Annotated in this window: 17 protein-coding genes; 11 read left to right on the plus strand and 6 right to left on the minus strand. The window is 53.9% G+C overall.

Features of this window, described 5'->3' with window-relative positions; translation table 11 throughout:
• Positions 1-9: 9 nt before the first annotated feature.
• Positions 10-1164 (plus strand): glycoside hydrolase family 88/105 protein, encoded by a 1155-nt coding sequence (locus HFP08_RS06250; RefSeq protein ID WP_168119667.1) that lies wholly within the window; start codon positions 10-12, stop codon positions 1162-1164.
• Positions 1157-3736: a glycosyl hydrolase family 95 catalytic domain-containing protein gene (locus tag HFP08_RS06255; protein ID WP_240941141.1), complete on the plus strand. Its 2580-nt coding sequence runs from the start codon at positions 1157-1159 to the stop codon at positions 3734-3736. The genes HFP08_RS06250 and HFP08_RS06255 overlap by 8 nt, the downstream gene beginning before the upstream one ends.
• A 790-nt stretch (positions 3737-4526) precedes the next feature.
• Here HFP08_RS06255 and HFP08_RS06265 read toward each other — a convergent pair.
• A complete protein-coding gene (locus tag HFP08_RS06265; protein ID WP_168119668.1) occupies positions 4527-7787 on the minus strand; it encodes an FIMAH domain-containing protein in 3261 nt (1086 codons plus the stop codon).
• A gap of 360 nt (positions 7788-8147) precedes the next feature.
• On the opposite strand from HFP08_RS06265, the gene HFP08_RS06270 reads away from it, so the two are divergent.
• Together HFP08_RS06270 and HFP08_RS06275 are read left to right on the plus strand one after the other, a co-directional pair.
• Positions 8148-9011: a VOC family protein gene (locus HFP08_RS06270; protein ID WP_168119669.1), complete on the plus strand. Its 864-nt coding sequence runs from the start codon at positions 8148-8150 to the stop codon at positions 9009-9011.
• Positions 9012-9197: 186 nt separating this feature from the next.
• Positions 9198-9371: a hypothetical protein gene (locus tag HFP08_RS06275; RefSeq protein WP_168119670.1), complete on the plus strand. Its 174-nt coding sequence runs from the start codon at positions 9198-9200 to the stop codon at positions 9369-9371.
• Between the two features lie 111 nt (positions 9372-9482).
• Here the strand turns inward: HFP08_RS06275 and HFP08_RS06280 are convergent, their stop codons facing one another.
• The 3 genes from HFP08_RS06280 to HFP08_RS06290 all read right to left on the minus strand — a co-directional run bounded on the left by HFP08_RS06280 (position 9483) and on the right by HFP08_RS06290 (position 11441).
• Positions 9483-9884 carry a hypothetical protein gene (locus tag HFP08_RS06280; RefSeq protein WP_168119671.1) on the minus strand — a complete coding sequence of 134 codons (402 nt, stop codon included), beginning with the start codon at positions 9882-9884 and terminating at the stop codon, positions 9483-9485.
• 98 nt (positions 9885-9982) lie between these two features.
• Entirely contained in the window at positions 9983-10417 is a 435-nt protein-coding gene (locus tag HFP08_RS06285) for a bactofilin family protein (protein ID WP_168119672.1), read from the minus strand.
• 13 nt (positions 10418-10430) lie between these two features.
• On the minus strand, positions 10431-11441 hold the full coding sequence (locus HFP08_RS06290) for a M23 family metallopeptidase (RefSeq protein ID WP_168119673.1): 1011 nt from the start codon (positions 11439-11441) through the stop codon (positions 10431-10433).
• Between the two features lie 198 nt (positions 11442-11639).
• Here HFP08_RS06290 and hisJ point away from each other — a divergent pair, with 198 nt between their 5' ends.
• On the plus strand, positions 11640-12470 hold the full coding sequence (gene hisJ / locus HFP08_RS06295) for a histidinol-phosphatase HisJ (RefSeq protein ID WP_168119674.1): 831 nt from the start codon (positions 11640-11642) through the stop codon (positions 12468-12470).
• Positions 12471-12486: 16 nt separating this feature from the next.
• Positions 12487-12984 carry a GNAT family N-acetyltransferase gene (locus HFP08_RS06300; RefSeq protein WP_240941143.1) on the plus strand — a complete coding sequence of 166 codons (498 nt, stop codon included), beginning with the start codon at positions 12487-12489 and terminating at the stop codon, positions 12982-12984.
• Here the strand turns inward: HFP08_RS06300 and HFP08_RS06305 are convergent.
• Positions 12956-14758 (minus strand): ABC transporter substrate-binding protein, encoded by a 1803-nt coding sequence (locus HFP08_RS06305; protein ID WP_168119675.1) that lies wholly within the window; start codon positions 14756-14758, stop codon positions 12956-12958. The two genes, HFP08_RS06300 and HFP08_RS06305, sit on opposite strands and share 29 nt — an antisense overlap.
• 134 nt (positions 14759-14892) lie before the next feature.
• On the opposite strand from HFP08_RS06305, the gene HFP08_RS06310 reads away from it, so the two are divergent.
• Both HFP08_RS06310 and HFP08_RS06315 read left to right on the plus strand, forming a co-directional pair.
• Entirely contained in the window at positions 14893-16380 is a 1488-nt protein-coding gene (locus HFP08_RS06310) for a DUF4153 domain-containing protein (RefSeq protein ID WP_168119676.1), read from the plus strand.
• Between the two features lie 5 nt (positions 16381-16385).
• Positions 16386-17243, plus strand: a complete 858-nt coding sequence (locus tag HFP08_RS06315) for a metallophosphoesterase (protein WP_168119677.1) — start codon at positions 16386-16388, stop codon at positions 17241-17243.
• 204 nt (positions 17244-17447) lie between these two features.
• Here HFP08_RS06315 and HFP08_RS06320 read toward each other — a convergent pair whose 3' ends face one another.
• On the minus strand, positions 17448-18557 hold the full coding sequence (locus HFP08_RS06320) for a ParB/RepB/Spo0J family partition protein (RefSeq protein ID WP_168119678.1): 1110 nt from the start codon (positions 18555-18557) through the stop codon (positions 17448-17450).
• A gap of 85 nt (positions 18558-18642) precedes the next feature.
• Here HFP08_RS06320 and HFP08_RS06325 point away from each other — a divergent pair, with 85 nt between their 5' ends.
• From HFP08_RS06325 to HFP08_RS06335, 3 genes are all read left to right on the plus strand, one after another.
• The gene (locus HFP08_RS06325; protein WP_168119679.1) at positions 18643-18804 is read left to right on the plus strand and encodes a DUF1328 domain-containing protein; all 162 of its coding nucleotides are present in this window, start codon (positions 18643-18645) and stop codon (positions 18802-18804) included.
• A 62-nt stretch (positions 18805-18866) separates the two neighbouring features.
• Positions 18867-19295 carry a YflT domain-containing protein gene (locus HFP08_RS06330; protein ID WP_168119680.1) on the plus strand — a complete coding sequence of 143 codons (429 nt, stop codon included), beginning with the start codon at positions 18867-18869 and terminating at the stop codon, positions 19293-19295.
• 129 nt (positions 19296-19424) lie between these two features.
• Positions 19425-20570, plus strand: coding sequence for a SpoIIE family protein phosphatase (locus HFP08_RS06335; protein ID WP_168119681.1), 1146 nt, complete (start codon positions 19425-19427; stop codon positions 20568-20570).
• Positions 20571-20689 lie beyond the last annotated feature (119 nt).

The raw sequence follows: 20689 nt of genomic DNA on the forward strand, positions 1-20689 counted from the left end.
GACGAGGAGATGGAGGGAACAGCAACAATACTCAAGGAGGGCAAAATGTCCGGCAAAATCGCCGAGACGATTCTGTCATTGACCGACCGGCAAGGCTTTCATCCGCAAATCGCGAACAAATGGGGCTATGTGTCCGGGATGGCGCTGCTGGCGATTTCCCGGGCAGGCGATTGGATCGGCGAAGTGGGCTATCAGCCATTCGTGCGAAGGCAGATGGATGTGTTCATCGGCGAGGATGGCGCAATCGGAGGCGGCTTCCGCCTGGAGGATTATAATCTCGATCATGTGAACAAAGGAAAAAATCTGCTTCGATTATGGCGAGAAACCGGCGAGGAGAAGTACAGGAAGGCCGCCCGCTTGCTCGTTACGCAGCTAATTGGCCAGCCTCGCACGGAAGAGGGCGGCTACTGGCACAAGAAGATTTATCCGTTCCAGATGTGGCTGGACGGCCTGTATATGTCATCGCCGTTCATGGCGGAATACGCCGCGACATTCCAGGAGAACGAGTGGTTCGACGAGGCGGCTTGCCAGCTCCTGCTGGTCGAGAAGCGGACGCGCAATCCGCAGAACGGCCTGCTCCATCATGCCTGGGACGAGAGTCGGGAGCAGCGCTGGTGCGATGGCACGACGGGGCGCTCCCGTTATGTGTGGGGCAGGGCGATGGGCTGGTACGCGATGGCGCTTGTCGACGCGCTGGAGCAATTCCCGGCGGAGCACAGCAAGCGCGGGCAGTTGATGGGGATTTTTGAGCGCATGTGCAATGCCGCGCTTCGCGTGCAGGATCACGAGAGCGGCGTATGGTACCAGCTCATGGATTGCAACGGGCGCGAGGGCAACTACCTGGAAGCGTCCGGCTCATGCATGCTGACCTATGCGATGGCGAAGGGGATACGTCTCGGCTATCTGGCGGAGATCGACCGCAATGCCGTGAACCGCGCCTATGACGGCATTCTGGCGCAGTTCGTCACGGAAGACGAGAAAGGCGTTCATCTTCACGGCATTTGTCATGGCGCCGGACTCGGCGGACGCAAGTACCGGGACGGGTCCTATGACTATTATATGAGCGAAGCGATTGTGAGCGACGCGCTGATGGGCGTGGCCCCGTTCCTGCTCGCCAGCATCGAGATCGAGAGATTGCGAGAGGAAGGAAGCTCGCTTGATTAGGAAGAAGTCGGGGGAACGCGAGGGCAGTCGAAAGTCGGATCAAACGGGATACGGGGAGAGGCTCAGCCGTTCGGAGCCGCCTGTCGACCACTCGGGTAATTGGGCAATTCCTCAAGGTTCCGAGGATGCTGGAGCTGCGCAGGATTTCTTCCGCATGAGCTATCCGGCATCCTGGTGGGGCAATATGTGGCGGGAGGCGCTTCCCTCCGGCAATGGTGTCATCGGGGCATCCGTATTCGGAGGCGTAAGAGAGGAGACGGTGCTGCTGAATCACGCGAAGCTGTGGCATTGGGGCAGGAAGGACGAGCTTCCCGATGTAAGCGATATCCTGCCTCGCACGAGAGCTCTGATGGACGAGAAGAGATATCGGGAAGCGAGCTGGCTGCTGGCTGACGCATTGAAGGAGCGGGGCTACGGCACGAAGCTCGCTTCCCGCTTCCCGCTGGCGGCCGTTCGTCTTGTCATGCCCGCCGGCAATGCCTTCCGCTCTTACAGCCGCAAACTGGCGATGGACAGCGGCGAGATCGAAGTCGCTTGGATGGACGGCTCGATTCGGTATCAGCGTCGTCTGTTCGTCTCGAGGCCCGATGCGGCTGTCGTGTTTGAGCTTGGCTCGAACGGCGCAGCGGCAGTGTCAGGCGAGGTTGGACTTGCACTTCATCCGAGCGACCGCTCGGGAGACACTCCTGAGTTCAAGGAACTGGAGCGCTCTGTAGAGAGGGGGGCGTCCGCAGAAGGATTCTCTTGGTTCGCGGCAAGGAATGACGACGGCACGGATTATGGCTCCGTCATGCTTGTGAGGACGGAAGGCGGGAGGCTGGAGACCAGAGATGGCATGATCCGGATGGAGGAAGCGGATCGCGCGCTGATCCTCATGAAAACTTTCGTGAAAGGCGAGAGGGAGCGAGACTGGGTCCAATTGCGCGAAGAGCTTTCCGCTTTGGCAGCCGGCACTTCTTATGAAGAGCTGTTAAAGCGGCATGCTGACGTTCATAGAGCCTTGTACCGCTCGGCAACGCTGGAGCTTGGCGGAGATAACGATTCTGGCGCTTACCCTGACGATGAACATCCTGCAGCGGAGCGGCTCACCAATGAACGGCTGCTGCTGGATGCCTACGAAGGCGAGGCGCCTGTCGCTTTGATTCGCCGAATGTGGGCGTTCGGCCGCTATCTCTTCATCAGCGGCACTGATGCGTCTTCCGAAGCTGAGCCTTTTGGGCTGTATGGCCTTTGGGGCGGCGACTACCGTTTGGTTTGGAGCCACAACATGGCCAATGAGAATACGCAGATGATGTACTGGCATGCACATGTGGGCGGACTCGGAGAACTGACGCCAGCACTCTACCGCTACTATGAAGCCTTGATGGACGATTTCCGCGACAACGCGAAGAAGCTGTACGGTTGCGGAGGCATCTATATTCCGGCGGGGACGACGCCAGGCATCGGGGTGCCGAATCAAATTGTGCCCGTCATTCTCAACTGGACGGGCGCTGCCGGCTGGCTCGCCGCTCATTACGCCGAGCATTATCGCTTTACCGGAGATGAAGGCTTCCGGCGAGAGCATGCGATTCCGTTCATGCGGGAGGCCGTTCGTTTCTATGAAGATTTCCTCGTGATGGACGACAGAGGGAAGTACCTTATCTACCCGTCAGTCTCTCCGGAGAATACGCCGTTGAATTACATGCCCAAGGATGGGGCGGCGCTCGCGCATCCGATGCCGACGGCTATTAACGCCGCGATGGATGTTGCTATATTGCGCGAGCTGCTGGGCAATCTGATCGAGGCTTCAAGGACAACGGGCGATGCTTCTCATGCCGAGTTGGAGAAATGGGAGTGGATGCGAGAGAAGCTTCCATCCTATGAACAGAACGCTGACGGAGCTGTGAAGGAATGGCTTCACCCTGACTTTGACGATCGCTATGCGCATCGTCATCTCTCCCATCTATATCCCGTATTTCCGGGCCATGAAGTTATGCAGGAGACTGATTACGAGCTGTTTGAAGCTTTCGAGAAGGCTGTGCGCAAACGGGAGATTGGCGCGCAGAGCGGTTGGTCGCTCACGCATATGGCTGCCATCTATGCGAGGCTCGGCGACGGCGGCAGCGCGCTCGATTGTTTGGATATCCTTACCCGTTCGAGCTTGTTGCCGAATTTGTTCACGCTCCATAATGACTGGAGGGGCATGGGCGTGTCGATGAACATGCCGACGGCTCCGGTCCAGCTCGATGCCAATATGGGCTTCGTGAACGCCGTGCAGGAGATGCTGATGCAGGTTCATCCCGGGATGCTCAAGCTGCTTCCTGCCTTGCCTGAACGCTTGGCGCATGGCAGGCTGTCGGGCTGGCGCTTTCATACTGGGACGCTATCCATGAAGTGGAATCGGGCGGAGGGGTCTTTCCGTGCTGAGCTGCATGCGGAGCGCGATGCCGATCTCCTGGTTAAGCTGCCTGATTGGGCGAAGTCCATCCAGATCACAGAGGGCGAAGCTCAGCCGTCCGAGCTCGGCGAGACCTATTGGACGATACGCCTGCGGAAGGGAGAGTCGGCTCGACTCACGACTGTGATGGAGTAGTGTTCTCAGTTGTCTCTTCGTTTTAGGTTCAATATTCCTCGATATCGCTTCGTTGAGGTTCAATATTCCTGCATATATCCATCATTTTCTTGAACAAAGAGCGATAGCATGAAATTACTGCAAATATTCAGGAATGATGCTGGAAAACAGCCGCTCAAGCAAAACATTGACGAAATTAATGGATATTTGTATCAATTATGCAGAATTCGTACCTTACCTGAGAAATTGATGGATATTTGCAGCTTTCCGCATGGCAGAAGCATCAAGGACTGCAAGCCCAGGAAGGCAAGATCAAGCATGGCAAGATCAAAGAGTGCAAGACCAGGAAGGCAAGATCAAGCAAGGCTAGACTATGCCTAGCATGACTTGATCATGCAAGGCCGAGGCTATGCATTTGCAGACCACATCCATTCGCTTGTGCCTATTGCACAAGCGTGGATAAAGTAAGCTTCAACCCATTAAACAGCAAAACAGCGACAGTCCCGGACTTTATTTCTCGTCCGTTGCTGCCGCTGTTTTCAATGCGATGTCCCGTTCAAGACGGCATGTATGACTTGGCCACCGGTGTGCCTGGTGTGCCTAGTGTGCCTAGTGTGCCTGGTATGGCTGATGTGCCTGGTGTGCCCGGTGTGACCGGTGTGCCTGGTGTGCCTAGTGTGCCTGGTGTGGCTGATGTGCCTGGTGTGACCGGTGTGCCTGATGCCACTGGTGCGAATGCCGCAGCTGCCGCAGTTGCTGCAACAATTCGCGATTTCTCTGCATGCATGTTAGTCAGCCCCAATTGAAGCCGCTACATCTCCTCCAGCCTCATCATCAACAAATCCGCGTAGTAGGTTAATGTCCAACGAGCGTCCAGCGACAGATTCTGTTGCATAGACGCATCATGCAACTGCTCCTCGTACTTTTTCAGAAAGTGAATCGCTTGCTTGAGGGAACCTTTCTCAAGATGATGCCTAACTTGCTTCAGTGCATTCGTCAGCTTGGCGGCGAGCGGTCCCGTTACGTCGCCGGTTTGTTTGAACTGCTCCGTGTAATGGTCCAGCACCGTCATCAAGCCAGGCTTGGCCTGAACGCTGTTCGACGCCTCAGACTCGCCTGCGGCATTCTCGGCTTTAATCGTGTACGTATACGTTGTGCCGGGCTCCGCCGTTCGATCGTAGAACGTGCTCACCTTCGCCGTGCCGACTTGCTCGACAACGCCGCCTGCTTCTCTATAGACATTGACGATCGATTCTCCGCCATGGGAGGTCCAGATGAGCCCGACGAAATCCTCGCCAACCTTGCCAACGATAAGATCAGTCGGCGCTTCAGGCACGGGCATGTCAAGCGGAAGCTCATCGGAATAGCCGGATTCGCCCATCTCATTAACAGCTGCGATTCGGTAGGTGTAGCCTGCTTTCCCTACGCTGACACTGTCATCCGAATAGGAAGCAGACTCTACACTAGCGATCAGAGAGAATGCTTCCTCGCCATCCGCTTTACGGTACACATTGTAAGTATCCGCTTCGTCCACGGCATTCCATGACATATCAAACGAAGAGGTAGACACCGCCTCAGTCTTCAGACCAGCAGGCTTCCCAGGCAGAATGAGCGCTTCCTTCGTTCTCACTTCGATGTCGGCCGAGCGTTCGGATTCGCCGCCGATTCCTATCGCAGACACCTTGTAGACGTAGACGGTCGACGGATCTACGCTTCTATCTGCAAAGCCGGCAGCCGCAGTCGATCCGACTTTAACGAAATCGCCTTCCGAGGCAATGGCACGGTATACCAAGTAGGAGGTCGCGGCCTCGACCGGCGTCCATGAAAGCTTCACGGACAAGCTTCTGACCGCCGCAGCAGCCAGTCCCGTCGGAGCGGCAGGAGCGGGCTGAGCGGCATCGTAGATGAGCGCTTCCACCGAAGAGGACAACGGCGATTCACCGCCTGCATTAAGGGCGGATACTCTGTATTCGTAAGCGACGCCTTTCTCGCTGGTCGCGTCTGCGAAGCTCGGCTCTTCCGCGCTTGCGATCGCTTTGAAGTTGGGGTTCTTGGAGGAGGCGCGATAGACCAGATAGCTCTGAGCTCCATCCACGGATGTCCAATTAAGCGATACCGCGGCATTCTCTATCATCGAGCCGTCCAAGCCGGCCGGCGCTTCCCCTAAAGGCGCTGTTCCCTCGTTCGCCGGTTTGACGATCACGAAATATGGACACTTGGATTTATTATTATTCGGTCCCATCACAACCCGGGACCCTGCCCCGTAACGCTTCCTGTACAGCTCGTACGTAACCGGCTGGCTGTCCGTAATCGTCTCGCCGGTGTCCTCGTATTCCGAGGTCAGCCATTCCGGCTGCGTTGTAATTCTCGAATCATAAGCCACATACACATCCGCTTCTCCCGCCAAAAAGAACGAAAGCAGGTCGCTGCTCGTCGCGCTCCGCGACTCCACGGCCGAACGGATCCATTCCAATCCGAGCAGTTCTTCGGGAATGGACTCGAAGATGTACCTCTTGCTTCCGGTCATCCGGTCGCCGAATACAATATCGCCAAGCTTCAGGTTGCTCTGAAGCGACCAATTGACGGCATTGGCGATGCCATTGCCGCTGTCGTCGTGAATGACGGCATTGCGAATAAGTTCACCGTCCAGGGCAGGCTCCGGCTCAAGCGCAGGCTCCGGATCCGGTTCGACAGGCGGCGGGGTGAACGGAGGGCCCGACCATGCGGGAGGCGTATCCGGGTACGAAGCAGGAAAACCTGGAGCGGCCAATTCGTTCAAATAGTCCTCCAGATTCGTATAGCCGTCTTCATTCCGGTCCCCGTTGCGGTCCGTCGGATTCTCAGGGTCCAAGCCATTCGCGATTTCCCAAGCATCCGGCATGCCGTCCCGATCCTCATCGGGAGGAGCCGTTCCTTGATCGAGCTGAGGGAATCCGCCCGCATCGTTCTCGTCTCCGATAATGACCCCGGTCTGATTGCGAACGCTGTTAATGACGCGAATATCCGTCGCATCCCGCCTCAAGGAGGAGCCTGCATGATCCAGAATATAATCGTATGCGACCTCCGGCGACTGGGTATGCACAAGCGGATATTCGAAGCGATCCGGTACGACAACGCTCGGACGGCCTGCCTCTACAAGTCCGGCTCCTGTATCCGTTCCGTCGAGCACGCCATTCTTGTTGCTGTCGATCCGGTTGTCCTCCAGATACACCTGATAGTTCTCGTTGCCGCGAACGACGGCGAATTCGGGCTCTGCTGAGTTCAGGCCAGCGATAAAATAATTCCCGACCACATTGCCATAGCCCTTCGTCCCCGACTCTCCGCCCGCTACATAAGGGAAGCCTCCCCAGTTGTAGACGATGTTGTTGACGAAGTCCATAACGCCCTTCGTCTTCGGATTGCGATCATTGTTGTGGGCGTAGAGATTGTGATGCATCGTAATGGTGTTCATCTCGACCAAGCCGCCCATGGAGTGGGTCAGCAGGCCTTCCGAGATGACGGACCATTGCACAGTAATATTGGCCGAGCGGGGATTATCATAATCCTTGCTCTTAATGGACAGCACCTCGTCGGTTCCCCAAGAGAAGGACGAGTGATCAATCATCACATTTTGGCAATCCTCGAAGTACATGGTATCATCGTTGAAGTCCTGTCTTCCGAGTCGGAAACGCAGGAAGCGAATTACGATGTCGCTTGAATCGATGAATCGGATATTGTTTCCTCTGATCGTAACGCCGTCTCCCGGAGCCGTCTGTCCCGCAATCGTAATATGCGACTTGTTCCTGGCTACGATTTGGGGAATCGTAATATCGCCGGCTATGTCGAACACAATCGTTCGAGGCGTATCGCCTGCTGTCTGGATTGCATCATGGAACGTTCCCGGACCCGTAAGCTCGTAGCTCGTGACATGGTAAACCTCGCCGCCGCGCCCGCCGACGGCTGCATAGCCGAAGCCTTCCGCTCCGGGGAAAGCAGGGAGCATGGAATTGTCGGCCCGAACCAGCGTTGACTGCAGGGGATAGAGAGATAGAAACATGGCCAAGACTAGAATGATTGCTGAAAAGCGTTTCATTGGTTGCCTCCTCCAAACCGATAATGGTAAAATCCTTCACTGCGAAAGCTTGCGAGTGCTTCCCTCCTTTCCATGGGATTTTCGTTCAAGCTCAGTATAGATAACGCTTTCATTCAGGGGCAACCAATCATTCAGCCATGGGATGCGCAAATCGCGCAAACCGTCATGGCGAGCGCGAATATCGGATCGGTTCATGGAAAGGCGAATGGGTTAGTCGCGGCTGAAGGCAGGCGGATTCGACAATTCGGGAGACGAAGCGAATGGCTTTTATAGGAAGCGCTTGACGGCGAGGCGTATTCCGCTTACACTTATGTTAATAACAAATAGTAAGTAACTAATATATATAGAGGATGATAAGAGATGACAAACATGATTCACCCGGAAACAAGGCTTGGAGAAGTGAAATTGAAGGTCAGTCAGTTGGAACGCTCCATTGCCTTCTATCAGGACGTAATCGGCTTTCGCGTTCTAAACCAATATGATCGAACGGCGGAATTGACCGCAGATGGCAGCAGTTCGCTCCTTGTACTTGAAGAAATTCCAAATGCGATAACGACAAGACCTCGAACGACGAGCGGCCTCTACCACTTCGCGATTCTGCTGCCGACAAGACGAGATCTCGGCATGGTTCTGCGCAGACTGATCGAAGCGAAGCTTCAGCTTGGTCAAGCGGATCATCTCGTGAGCGAAGCGATCTATCTGTCCGATCCCGATCAGAACGGGATCGAAATCTACCGCGACCGGCCGCGCGAAGAGTGGAAGCATGAAGCAGACGGTTCGGTCGTGATGGATTCGCTGCCGATTGACTGGGAGGGCTTGCTGAACGAAGCGAAGGACGTTCCTTGGACCGGACTGCCCGCAGGAACGACAATCGGTCATGTGCATTTCCACGTTCATAGCTTGGAGCAGGCCAAAGCTTTCTATTGCGATGCGCTTGGATTCGAGATGCAGGCGGACTTGGGACGCCGGATGGGCGCGTTATTCATCGGCGCGGGCGGCTATCATCATCATATCGGATTGAATATATGGGCAGGCCAGAACGCGCCGCGCACGCCGCAGAACGCCACGGGATTGGCATATGCCGAGATCATTCTACCGTCCGGCGAAGAGCTTGAGGCTGTTATTAAGAGGTTGAGGGATTCGGGATATTCTGCGAGCTATGAAGACGGATTCTGGTTTATAATAGATCCGTCCGGCATTACGCTCAAGCTGTCCGCCGCTTAATCGCGAAGGGACAGCTTAGAGAAACGGAGGCTGTCCCTTGAACGAGAAATGGAAGAAGTACGTGGAAATTATATTGGTTTCCGGAAGATTGGGATTAACTTCCTTCGGAGGTCCGGCAGCTCGTAATTGAAGCTGTTATAAGCAACACTGGATAGTGGGGATCAACTCAGGAAAGGAGCGAAGGAGATGGATTTCACACTTGGCGCCGATGAAGTTGTTCGTCGCATTAAGGAACTGCAGTCATCGGGCGGTTCTGTTTCGAAGAAACAGGTTAAGCAGAGCGACCCGGAGCTGGTGCGCAATGCGTTGTTCTACTTCCCAAGCTGGGAGTATGCAATCAAGAACGCGGAACAGCTGTAGTCAGCTCGTACATACATAATGAATCAATCGAGGAACAAATGAAGACCTTGCTGATCGGCGCTAGAACCGCTAGGCAAGGTCTTGTTGTAATATTTGTTAAACGGCGTTCAGTTACGAATGGCTTTCTGTCAAAATATCGATCCAGGACGTGTCCATGAAGGTCTCGCCGTTCCGAACATAGAATAGACCCGGCAGCTCGCGTCCGTTACAGCGGATGAGATGATCCTGGAGCAGCAGGGAGAAGGAACTGTCATTCATCTTGACATCAACGGTGTCATTCTCCGGATTGTAGACGACCTTGCCGCCGCGGCTCTCAACATAGGGGCGAAGCGAGCGATATGCGCCATGGGGATCAGTCAAGGCTTCGGTCGAATTGCTGTTGCTTATAAGAAGAAGGCTTTCCGCTTCTGCCGCCGATGCCGCTGTCCAAGGCGGCGAGAGGGCCGCAAAGAAGAGCGTAAAAGCGGCCAGAGCGATCATCGTCAAATTGGAAGCAAGATGCTTTGGTTTCATAACGCCTGTCCCCCGACCTTCGTATTGGAATGGATGCAAGAGATAGGATAAGCTATGAATGTTAAGCGTATGTATGCCCCATATGAAGATTTCGCAAATTAGGAGGCTTGGGATTGGCTGTCGGATTTCGAAGAAGCTTTGCGTCCCGATTCGCTTGCTTCCCCTTCAACGCTTGCGGCAGGCTTCATCTTGCTGTTTCCGTTGAACACGCCGCCGGCTTCAATGATGAAGGACTCCGCCGTAATGTTGCCGTTCAATACGCCCGTGGAGCAGATGGTCAGCTTTCCCTTCGCTTCAACATCGCCTTCCAAACGTCCGGCGAGAACGAGGTCGCGCGTCGTAATATTGGATTTTGCGTATCCGCTTTCGCCAATCGTGACATCTCCTTCCACAAGCATGTCGCCGAGCAGCTTTCCTTCAATGCGAATGGAGGCTTGCGATTGCAGATTGCCCTCGAATACGGTGCCTACGCCGATCAAGGTGTCGGTCGTATCCGGATTGATTTTCTTCGTTTCGCTCTTTGATTTGAACATGGCTTATCCCATCCTATTCTTCTTTGATATACGGCGCGGGATCGACGGTCGTCCCGTTCACGATCACTTCATAATGAATATGGGGACCGGTGCTCCGCCCCGTATTGCCAAGCTCGCCGATAACCTGACCCTTGACGACCTTCTCGCCGACCTTCGCTAACAGCTTGTTCATATGCATATAACGCGTTTCGATGCCTCGGCCATGATCGATAATGATATTGTTCCCATAAGGGTATTCCCGCTCCGATTTGACGACGACGCCGTCGGCTGTCGCGTAGACTGGATCCCCGCGCGTTCCTCCAAGATCGAGCCCGGAATGAAAGGCCGATCTGCCCGTGATAGGATCCTTGCGGACGCCAAATTCGGAAGTGATTCTGCGGCTGTCGGCAGGCCAGATCGTTGGCGTAATACTGAGAATATGCTGATACTGCAGCAGCGCTTCTTTCGTGGACTGGAGCTGCGGTTTCAGTTCTTCCATAGTGGCGGACAAGGAGGAATAGCTCTGCATGGTCTCAATCAGCAAGCTGTTATTGCCGTCAGTACCATCCATGAATGCTCCGTTTGCCGGGCCGACTTGTTCAGAGGGATACATCAGAAATTCTTCGCCGCCCTGACCGTCATTCTTCTCATCCAGTATGGAGGAGATCTGAACCTTCGGCTCCTTAATGCCCGCAATTTCCTTCAGCTGCTGGTCCAGCTCGGTAATTTCGGACATTTTGTTTTCCATGAGCTCGGCTTGATCCGACAGCAAGGCCAAGCTGTCTTCAAGCGTTGATATTTGATTCTCCTTGCTTGACAGCAGCTGTTCATAGCCGGCTTCGGATCTGGAAAGCTGGTTTTTCAATTCATGAATGCGGGAGGTATTCCCGGAGAAGAGGTAGATGAGGAGCGCTGTGCTTATGATGAATAATAAGAATAGGACTGGCAGTATAATGATGATGATTCGCGGTATTCGATATCGCTGAACGGCCTGATTCGCATCCGGAATGACAACGAATGTGAACGGTTTGGAGATCCACTTCATTTTTATCCTCCTAGAAACTATTTCCAAGACATGTTCGACCGTATATTATTCGACACTGAGGCTTCAAATCCTTCTTTTTCCGCAAAATAACACAAGCATTGCGATTCGCTGTCGAATGGCTTTACAATTGTAGGAGACAGGCGTATTGCCGATGGGATGATTCCCTGCTGGGAACAATAGAAAATAGGAGCGGATTGCATGTTGAAATGGGATGGACATACGCATTCGCAGTTCTGCTATCATGGCAGCAGCGACAGGCTGGAGCATTATATAGAAAATGCGGTGGCGCAAGGCTTTGAACGATATACGATCAGCGAGCATCCTCCGCTTCCGCGGGAATGGGTGAACGATGCCTTATTAATGAAAGAGCTTGCCATGCCGAAAGCCGAGCTGTCCCTTTACATGAACGAGGTGCTTCGTTTGAAGCGCGAATATGAAGGGAAAATCGAAATTACGGCGGGGCTCGAGCTGGATTATTTGGAGGGAAGGTTCGATTTCACCGAAGAAATCATAAACGAATGGCAGCATAGCCTGGAGGATGTGGTATTCTCGGTTCATTTCCTGCCGGGCGTTGGCGGCATGCGCTGCATCGACTTTACGACCCATGATTTCCGTAGCCATCTGCTGACTTATTACGGCAACATGGATGAGCTTGCGAATGCTTATTATGATCATGTCGAGGGTGCGATAGAAGCGGCCTCGCGGCTGCCAGTGCGGACAAGACTCGGACATGTGAATCTGATAGAGAAATTTCGTACGGCACTTCCGCCCATAGACCAGCAATTAATCGAGAAGCGATTAAGGAGGCTGCTTCCTCTGCTCGAGGAGGGAGGGGTTGGCGTCGATGTGAATACGGCGGGCTTAAGGGTTGCGACTTGCGGCAAGCCCTATGTGCCGGAGTGGTTCCTGCAGCAATGCTTGAAGCGTGGAATCTCTTGTGTTTACGGCTCCGACTCGCATAAGCCGGAGCAGGTTGGTTTCGGCTATGATTGGTTTGAGTCGCAGATGAAACGCTTTGCGGCCGAATGAAGGAGGAACAGACATTTTGCCTGAGAGAATCAATATCATGGTGGTGCCTGCCAGCGATGCAGGGCTGAGGCGACTTATCGCAGAGCTGGACAGCTACCTGTCCGGCTTATATCCGGCTGATGAAATCTTCGCAGTCGATCTTGAAGCCGCGGAGACGAGGGAGATGATCTTCGCCGTTGCCTATACGGACGGCAAGGCCGTCGGCTGCGGCGCGATTCGCAGATTGGATGAAGCCGCGGCGGAGCTCAAGCGCTTCTACGTGCTGCCGGAATGCCGCAGATCGGGTATCGCGGGCGAGCTCTGCCGATTTCTGGAGAAGCGATGCAGGGAGCAGGGCATCGCCGTTCTTCGTCTCGAGACGGGAGCGCCTCAATATGAGTCGCTCGGCTTCTACAGGAAGCAAGGATTTTATGGGATTGACCGGTATGGCGAATATGTTCATTGCGAATCGAGCTTGTGCATGGAGAAGCGGCTGACAGATACGGCTAACGAAACCATAAATCCCGAAACCTGACCCAGCCGAGCGACTCGAGCGAGATGCCCTGGACAGACGGATGGAAGGCGGTCTTGAGCGCTTTGCGGTAGAGAAGGAACAAGGAGTTGTCCTCAATCAGCCGCTTCTCCATCGCGAGGAAATGTTCTGACCGCTTCGTCTGGTCCGGCTCCTCCAGCAATTGCTTCATAGGTTTGTCGAGCACCGGAATGAGCTGAGGATTCATGTGCTGCAGCATGCTTGCGTACAGATCGATAAGCCGAAGCTCCCGATGCTCGTCCAGCATAACGGCGAATAGGAGCAAATCCGCCGTCATGCGGGAGGAGCCCTTGAACTCTTCCGCCTTCAGCAGCCGAAGCTCAAGCGGAACATCGATCTCCTTCAGCAACGCTTGAATCAGCTCGGCATCCCTGGCGTACTCGGGAATCGTTGTAAGCCGCAGGGTCTGCCCCTCATAGCCAGCCTCGCGGAGCCGCTTCTTGAGCGACGCATAATTGCATGGCTTGAAGGTTCGCTTCCGAATTTCTCTGGACTCGGTCCGATTCAGCGTTGTCGCCGGCTCAAGAACATCGCCCGACAGAAGCTCGAGCAGTCTGTTGCGGTCGATCGCCTCGTTGATAACGGCGCGTATTTCCGCATTCTCCATAGGACCGCCGTTTAACGCATTGACGGTCATGAATTTGATGGTTGTGCCAGATTGCTTGATCTGCTGCCATTCCCCTCCGTCCATCTCGGTAATCCGCGCATTGTGCATCACCTGGAAGGTGCTGCGATTCATCAAATCCTCATGCTTTCCCTCCTCCTCCTCCGATCCCCCCAAGCTCCAAACCTCTACCCGATCCAGAAACGCTCTTCCCTGAAAATAAGGCTGAAAAGCCTCCAACGTCCAGACGCCCTGCGTACTTGATTCCAGCCTAAACGGTCCTGTACCGATCGGCTTCAGGCCGAATGCCATGCCATCAGCGCGGCAAAGCTCCTCCGGCACGATGGACGCCCGATTCGTCGAGAGGAAGGAGAGGAACAATTCGTTCGGCTTGCTCAGCATGATACGAATCGTCGTTTCATTCACGATTTCCATCCCGGCGATATCCTTGTATACCCAGCTGTACAAGCCTTGCGGTGCGAGTGATTTGAGCCGCTCCAGCGAATACAGCACATCTGCCGCCGTCATCTCCCTTCCATGATGGAACAGAACGCCTTTGCGCAGATAGAAGGTCCAGGTGACACGGGCTTTATCCGCCTCCCAGGCATGAGCGAGATGGGGAACCGCTTCCTGCGTCTTCCCGTCCAGGCGAATAAGGCTGTCGAACAACTGATTGACGAGATGCGATTCGCCGAAGAAATGAATGCAGGCCGGGTCCAGCGTATGAATCGTCTGGGGCAAAGGGAACCGCAGCACATCCCTGCGGCGAGAGCCCTCGAGCTCCGAGCGGAAGCCGAAATGACCGGACAGCCATTCCTGGAACTGCGCTTGCATCCGCTCGCCGGCAGGCTGATGCTGGATAAGCGCAAGCGCCGCTTGCAGCTCCTGCTTGTCCACAAGCTCCTTGGCTTCTTTCAGAACGAGCTCCTCGAGCGAAGCCAGGAATGTGAGCAGCGATCGATTGCCGCGACCGCGCTTCGGCTCCCAGAGGAGCCATTGCTCCTGCTGCATGCGATTCAGAAGCAACACCATGTTACGCTGCGTGCATGTCAGGATGTCCGCCAGCTCGGTTGTCGTGCATGCCACGGGTTCATGTTCGCGCGCATGGGCGAAATGGCGGCGCATCGCGATATAATGTCGTCTGATCTTCATGAGACAGCTCCCTTGATTGCACTGTAACGCACTTAAAATATGAAATTTCCCAAAATTAACTTGCACTTTTTGTTCTTGTTTTTAAGGTTACAATAAAAGGAAAGGAATTGAAAGCTGTAAAGGGGTGTTCATACATGCAGGATGCTGCGCCATGGCAGAAAAGATACGACAGGATGCTGGTTTATTCCCTGCTTATCGGTCTAGCGGGCCAATATTTGTTCGTCGGGAGAGAGTTCGGAGTGTCCGTTCCCCTGTTCATCGCGTGCTTCTATGGCTTGTTCTTCTATGCGGTGCAGGGCAGAATCGGCGGATTCGATCGATGGAAGGGGCAGCAGCTATCCGGTATTTTGCTGTTCATCCCCATTGCTCTGCTGTCGCTGACGTATGTGTTCTACCGAAATGATTTCTTCCATCACTTCAACGTACTCCTGTTGATTCTGCTTGTCGTCGCCCAGACGCTGTTGCTGACAAGGAGCGGCTCCCAGCCTTGGCATCGCCTTGTCTTCTATGGCGAGCTGCTGCTGCAATGGTTGTTCATGCCGCTGACGCATCTGATGGTGCCGTTCAGCCTGGCCGGCAATTGGCTGCGACCGGGAGGCGGCAATTCCGGTGCGAGAAGCAATCTGCGTCAAGTTGGCTTCGGATTGCTGATTGCCGCTCCACTGCTGTTCGTAGTGGTCTCTCTGCTATCGTCGGCGGACGGCATCTTTCAAGGCTGGTTGAATCACATTCCTCAGGGCATTTATTCGGCTTGGGCGGGCAAGACATTGGTGCGCTTAATCGTCGGAGGAGGCATAGCTCTGTATCTCTTCTGTTATCTATGGAGCTTGCTGTTTCGAAAGAGCTTAAAGCCGGCAGCGGGCGCGGCTCTTCAGCCTTATAGAGAGAAGGCGCTCCTGGACTCGATTGCCGCGAGCACGGCGCTCATTTTGGTCAATGTGGTGTACATCCTCTTCACGGCGATACAATTCACCTATCTGTTCGGAGGAGCGGACGGCTTGCTGCCGGAAGGGGTCTCCTATGCGGAATATACGCATAGGGGCTTTGCGGAGCTTGTGCTTGTCGCCATGATCAATCTCGGCATTCTGATGGTCGGCCTGCATTATATCCGCAGCGCCTCGCCTCTGCAGGAGAGACTGCGCAAGCTTCTGCTAAGCGTGCTGATGGGCTGCACGATCGTGATGCTCATCTCGGCCTACAGCAGGCTGTCCCTGTACGAGGAGGCTTACGGATACACCTTGCTCCGCTTGCTGGTGCAAGGGTTCATGCTTCTGCTCGGCGTCTGGATCTCTGTATCACTGGTACGCATCTGGACCTATCGCTTCTCGCTCGCGAAATTCTACATCTCATCGGCCATTGTCGCATACGTCATTATGAATTATGCTAATCTGGACGCAAGAATCGCGGAGGGCAATCTGGATCGGTACGAGCATACCGGCGAGATCGATGTCTACTACCTGGGCACGCTGTCGACCGACGCGCTGCCGGCAATTAAGCAAATGGAGAAGCGCTTCCCCGAGTTGGAAGGCGTGGACGATATCATTAGTCAAATGCGCAAGGAAGCGGCAGCCAAGAAGCATTGGCAATCATGGAATCTTTCGTTGCGGCAAGCGAAGGAGTGAGAGCTTTGACGAAGAGAGGACGCAGGCTGCTGCTCGGCTTGCTTGTATTCATTCTCGCATCGACCTGTTTCGTGTATGTCGAGAACAATGTGATTGGCATTACGAAGCTGAGGATCAGCTCGAGCAAGCTGCCCGATGGCTTCGATACGTTCCGAATCGTGCACTTGTCCGATGTGCATAACAAGGAATTCGGGAGCAGCCAGCATACGCTTCTTGGCAAAATACGAAAGCTTAAGCCCGATCTCATTGTCGTGACCGGGGATTTGATTGACAGCCGCCGCTATCATCCTGATATTAGTCTGGAGCTGATGAGCGGCGCGGCGGCTATTGCTCCCGTATACTTTATTCCCGGCAATCATGAATATGAAGTCGGTGAGCAGCCGTATGCGGCATTCGAGCAAGCTTTAAGGAATGTCGGCGTGCATGTGCTTCGCAATGAGAATACGGCCATTGCGGTCGGAGACGGCGTTATTCGACTGATCGGCGTGGACGATCCGATCTTCAACCGCAAGGAGGACGGCGATGTCGACAAGATGAACGCGCACTTGGATCAAGCCATGATTGGCATAGAGCAGACTGCGGACTATACCATACTCTTGTCCCATCGCACCGAGCTGTTCTCCGTCTATGCGGAGCGCGGGATCGATATCAGCTTTACCGGACATGCGCATGGCGGGCAGGTTCGCATTCCGTTCGTCGGAGGCGTGTACGCGCCGGAGCAGGGCTTCTGGCCGAAATATACGGCCGGACTGTACGAGCTTGACGGCTCCGCGATGGTGACGAGCCGCGGACTTGGCAACAGCGGCGTTCCACTGCGCCTATTCAACAGACCCCAGCTGATACTCGTCGAGCTCACACGGTAGTGAGCATAAGCAAGATTATGCTTGTGCGAGCGTGAGTCCACGCAGGCCCATATCTGCAAAAAAAGGGACCCGCTGCAACGGGCAGCGGGCCAAAGGTATATATATATTAAAAAAGGGGGTCGAGTTCTATTATAGGCGCTCTACATTAAAGATCGATGAATGAAATATTTCAGTTCAGTTACAAATATTGGACGAGTCTTCCACCTAACGGGAATGGAGCCGCTGCTTCAGGTCGTACCAGTCCGTCAATTGCTTGTCCAGCTGCTGAATGATCTGTTCGACTTGCTTCAGAGCCGCGCCAGCTTCTCCTCCCGACAACCCCGAAGCGATATCCGCGATTCGCAACAAGCGTGCTCCTTGCTCGGATAGAGCGCCCTTCTGCTCCTTAAGCAAAGCAACAATTGTCTCCGAGCCGCTAATGACGGCCGCGCTTGCAAGGCCGCTTTCGCTCAAGCCTCCCGCTGCCGGGGCAGCTCCGTTCAGAATCCCCCCGCCGCTGCCGGCAGAAGGCTTCGAAGCGTCATTCCCCATCGGAGCTGCGGACGCAAACCGGGCTTGCTCCTCCGCCCATTCCTTCTCTTCCTGCTCGCGTTTCTTCTTCTCTTTCCGATTCTGCTCGTAGACCGACCAGGTTTCTATAAGCCCGCTGCCCGTCTTGAGAAGCAGCTTCTCCTTCGTCTTCTCCGAGATGGTCTTGTCCTTGAACAGCTTCGCGATCTTCTTCACGTCGCTGACCGGCAGCTCGTCCCGCGCCGCAATCAAGGCGATCGGATCGCGATGCTCCATAGGCAAATCCTTGAGCGGCATCAATTGATCCTCGGTAAGGCAATCCTTCCTAATTTCGGTTCCGCTGACGATGAGCTTCTTGACGGCACCGCTGAATTTGAGCAGTTCGCATTTATTCTTGATGTAGCTCTCCGGTTTGCCAAGCTTGGCGGACAGAAACTTCATTGAGCTGCGAAAGCCCGAATCGTTCAGCAGCTTATTGAAGGCTTCCCCTTCCTCGATCGGCGAGAAGCCTTCGCGGGTCAGGTTCTCGGCAATCTGCTCCAGATAGATCTCCATCTCATCCGTGGTGTCTGACACGATGCAGGGGATCGTGCTGCGTCCGAGCATTTGCGAAGCTTTATAGCGGCGGTTGCCATATATGATCATGTATCGCCCGTTCGGCGCGTGCCGCACCTTAATTGGCGACAGGAGTCCGATCTCGTCAATGCTCCTCATGAGCTCTTGCAAAGCCTCTTCATTGAATTGATAGCGGGGCTGATCCTTGTCCTCGTCAATCAGCGCCATCGAGATATGTACAATATCCATGGGAATCCTCCTGCTGTTTCAATTTGTATAGCGGGGGTATATACAAGTATGCCAGAAAAACAACACGGAGAGAAGGGTGATTCTTATGTTAGGATGGGCATTATTATTTTTCATATTTGCAATCGCTGCAGGAATTTTCGGATTTATCGGAATCGCTTCCGCATTGGCAGGGATAGCGAAAGTACTGTTTGTCGTATTTATCGTATTGTTCATTGCTTCCTTGATTTTCGGAAGAAAAAGAGTTTGACGCAAGACTAGCATTTCTATCCATGGACTCAAATCATAAATTTGAATGAGGAGGGATTCATCATGGCTGCGATCGACACGGAGGTAACGAAGGTACACACGGTAATGACGGTGGAAGAGGTTCGGGAACTCGTGCAGAAGTTCAAGCAGGATGGATATCCGGAGGATCGAATCTTTGTACTGACGCATGATGATAAGCGTACGAAGCGCATTGCCGACCGAACGGACGCGGAGGAAATCGGCGTTTGGGAGGAAGGGCTTGGCACCGCTATCGCCAACATATTCCGATCCCATGGTGACGAGCTTAGGGCGAAGATGAGGTCACTCGGCATCGGGAAGAGCGAGGCGGAGCAGCTTGAGAAAGAGATGGATCAGGACAAGATCGTCGTCATCGGGTGGCGAGGCATCGAATATGTAGACGATGATTATGATCGGGATGTTTATTTCCATCCTTACAGCATGTACAACGGAACGATGCCTCCTTACAGATAAGGAGCCGGCCTGCCCGCAAGGGCGGGCTTTTGCTATGAATCCCATTCAAAATCATTTACAATAAACCGTATAGAGGAACAGAGGAAAAGCTTTTGCATGACAGGAGCCGGGACACGGGAGGAAACAGGTTTGGGTATTATAATCGTAGACGATAATTTGACGAACCAGATGATTATTAAAACCATACTGAAGAAGGAGGGTTACTCCGAGCTCAGAGTCGCTTCAAGCGCGATGCAGCTGTACAAGATGCTTCAGATTGAAGGGACAGGACTGCCCGAGGAGCCGGTCGATCTTATTCTAATGGATATGATGATGCCGGAAATCGACGGGCTCGAAGCATGCCGGGCCATCCTGGCAGATTCGCGCTATCGCGATGTGCCGATTATATTCGTTACGGCTGTCGGCGATTCGAACAAGCTTGCGGAAGCGCTTGATGCCGGAGCTACCGATTACGTGATGAAGCCGATTAACAAGCTGGAGCTTCTGGCGCGAATGCGCTCGGCATTGCGACTCAAGCACGAGAAGGATTGGCATAAGGAAAGAGACAAGCGTATTCAATATGAGCTGGAGCTGGCCAAGCAGGTACAGCGCAGCGTTCTCAGCTCTCCGCTTGAGGATGAGCATCTGCGCATAGAAGCTTCGTATCGGCCTTCCTCGGAGCTGGCCGGCGATTATTACGCTTGGTTCCGCATTGACAAGCATCGCTATGGCATTATTCTGCTCGATATGATGGGGCATGGCATTTCATCTTCGCTCGTCTGCATGTTCATATCCTCGGTGCTCAAGGATATGATCACGCGAATTGCGGATCCGGAGGAAGTCATGCGCGGGCTCAATCGTTATATGGGACAGCTGTATCGGTCGGAAGAGCTCATCAACTATTATTTCACAGCGATTTTTGTTGTAGTCGATACGAGCAGCAAGACGCTTGAATATGTGAATGCCGGTCATCCGTCGGGGTTGTTGATTCAGAATAAGGAATGCATTCGGTTAACGCAGAATTGTCCGGCGATCGGTTTGTTTGATGCCATAGATGTGAAGAAGGAGAAGCTTGCCTATGAGGACAGTGCTGTAGTGGCGTTATTCACGGATGGTCTGCTTGATGCGATGGGCAAGACGAAGGACGCCGAACCGCTGGAAGAGCTTATCATCAATCAACTGAAGTCGAATGAAAGCTCGAATCCCTCCCAGATCGTGGAGGCGTTGCTGGCAACAAGCGAAATTCAAGCACAGCAAGACGATATATGCATGGTACGGATTACGGTGGGCAAATAAAATTTGTACATTTGCGCAAAGAGAGTGGTCTCGACTGGTTTCATTTCTCCCGAATACGTGTATAGCTATTTATAAGGCTTTCCGATTGGGCATCTTATAGCTGTTAGGGAAGCAAGGGG

Origin of the sequence: Paenibacillus sp. HB172176 (genome assembly GCF_011947265.1) — a bacterium.
GTDB lineage: Bacteria > Bacillota > Bacilli > Paenibacillales > Paenibacillaceae > Pristimantibacillus.

Coding starts and splice junctions, on each gene's coding strand:
- HFP08_RS06290 (WP_168119673.1), bottom strand. CDS start 11,441: ATGAAGTGGATCTCCAAACCGTTCACATTCGTTGTCATTCCGGATGCG.
- HFP08_RS06320 (WP_168119678.1), bottom strand. CDS start 18,557: ATGGATATTGTACATATCTCGATGGCGCTGATTGACGAGGACAAGGAT.
- HFP08_RS06250 (WP_168119667.1), top strand. CDS start 10: ATGGAGGGAACAGCAACAATACTCAAGGAGGGCAAAATGTCCGGCAAA.
- HFP08_RS06275 (WP_168119670.1), top strand. CDS start 9,198: ATGGATTTCACACTTGGCGCCGATGAAGTTGTTCGTCGCATTAAGGAA.
- HFP08_RS06280 (WP_168119671.1), bottom strand. CDS start 9,884: ATGAAACCAAAGCATCTTGCTTCCAATTTGACGATGATCGCTCTGGCC.
- HFP08_RS06270 (WP_168119669.1), top strand. CDS start 8,148: ATGACAAACATGATTCACCCGGAAACAAGGCTTGGAGAAGTGAAATTG.
- HFP08_RS06305 (WP_168119675.1), bottom strand. CDS start 14,758: ATGAAGATCAGACGACATTATATCGCGATGCGCCGCCATTTCGCCCAT.
- HFP08_RS06310 (WP_168119676.1), top strand. CDS start 14,893: ATGCAGGATGCTGCGCCATGGCAGAAAAGATACGACAGGATGCTGGTT.
- HFP08_RS06265 (WP_168119668.1), bottom strand. CDS start 7,787: ATGAAACGCTTTTCAGCAATCATTCTAGTCTTGGCCATGTTTCTATCT.
- HFP08_RS06285 (WP_168119672.1), bottom strand. CDS start 10,417: ATGTTCAAATCAAAGAGCGAAACGAAGAAAATCAATCCGGATACGACC.
- hisJ (WP_168119674.1), top strand. CDS start 11,640: ATGTTGAAATGGGATGGACATACGCATTCGCAGTTCTGCTATCATGGC.
- HFP08_RS06330 (WP_168119680.1), top strand. CDS start 18,867: ATGGCTGCGATCGACACGGAGGTAACGAAGGTACACACGGTAATGACG.
- HFP08_RS06325 (WP_168119679.1), top strand. CDS start 18,643: ATGTTAGGATGGGCATTATTATTTTTCATATTTGCAATCGCTGCAGGA.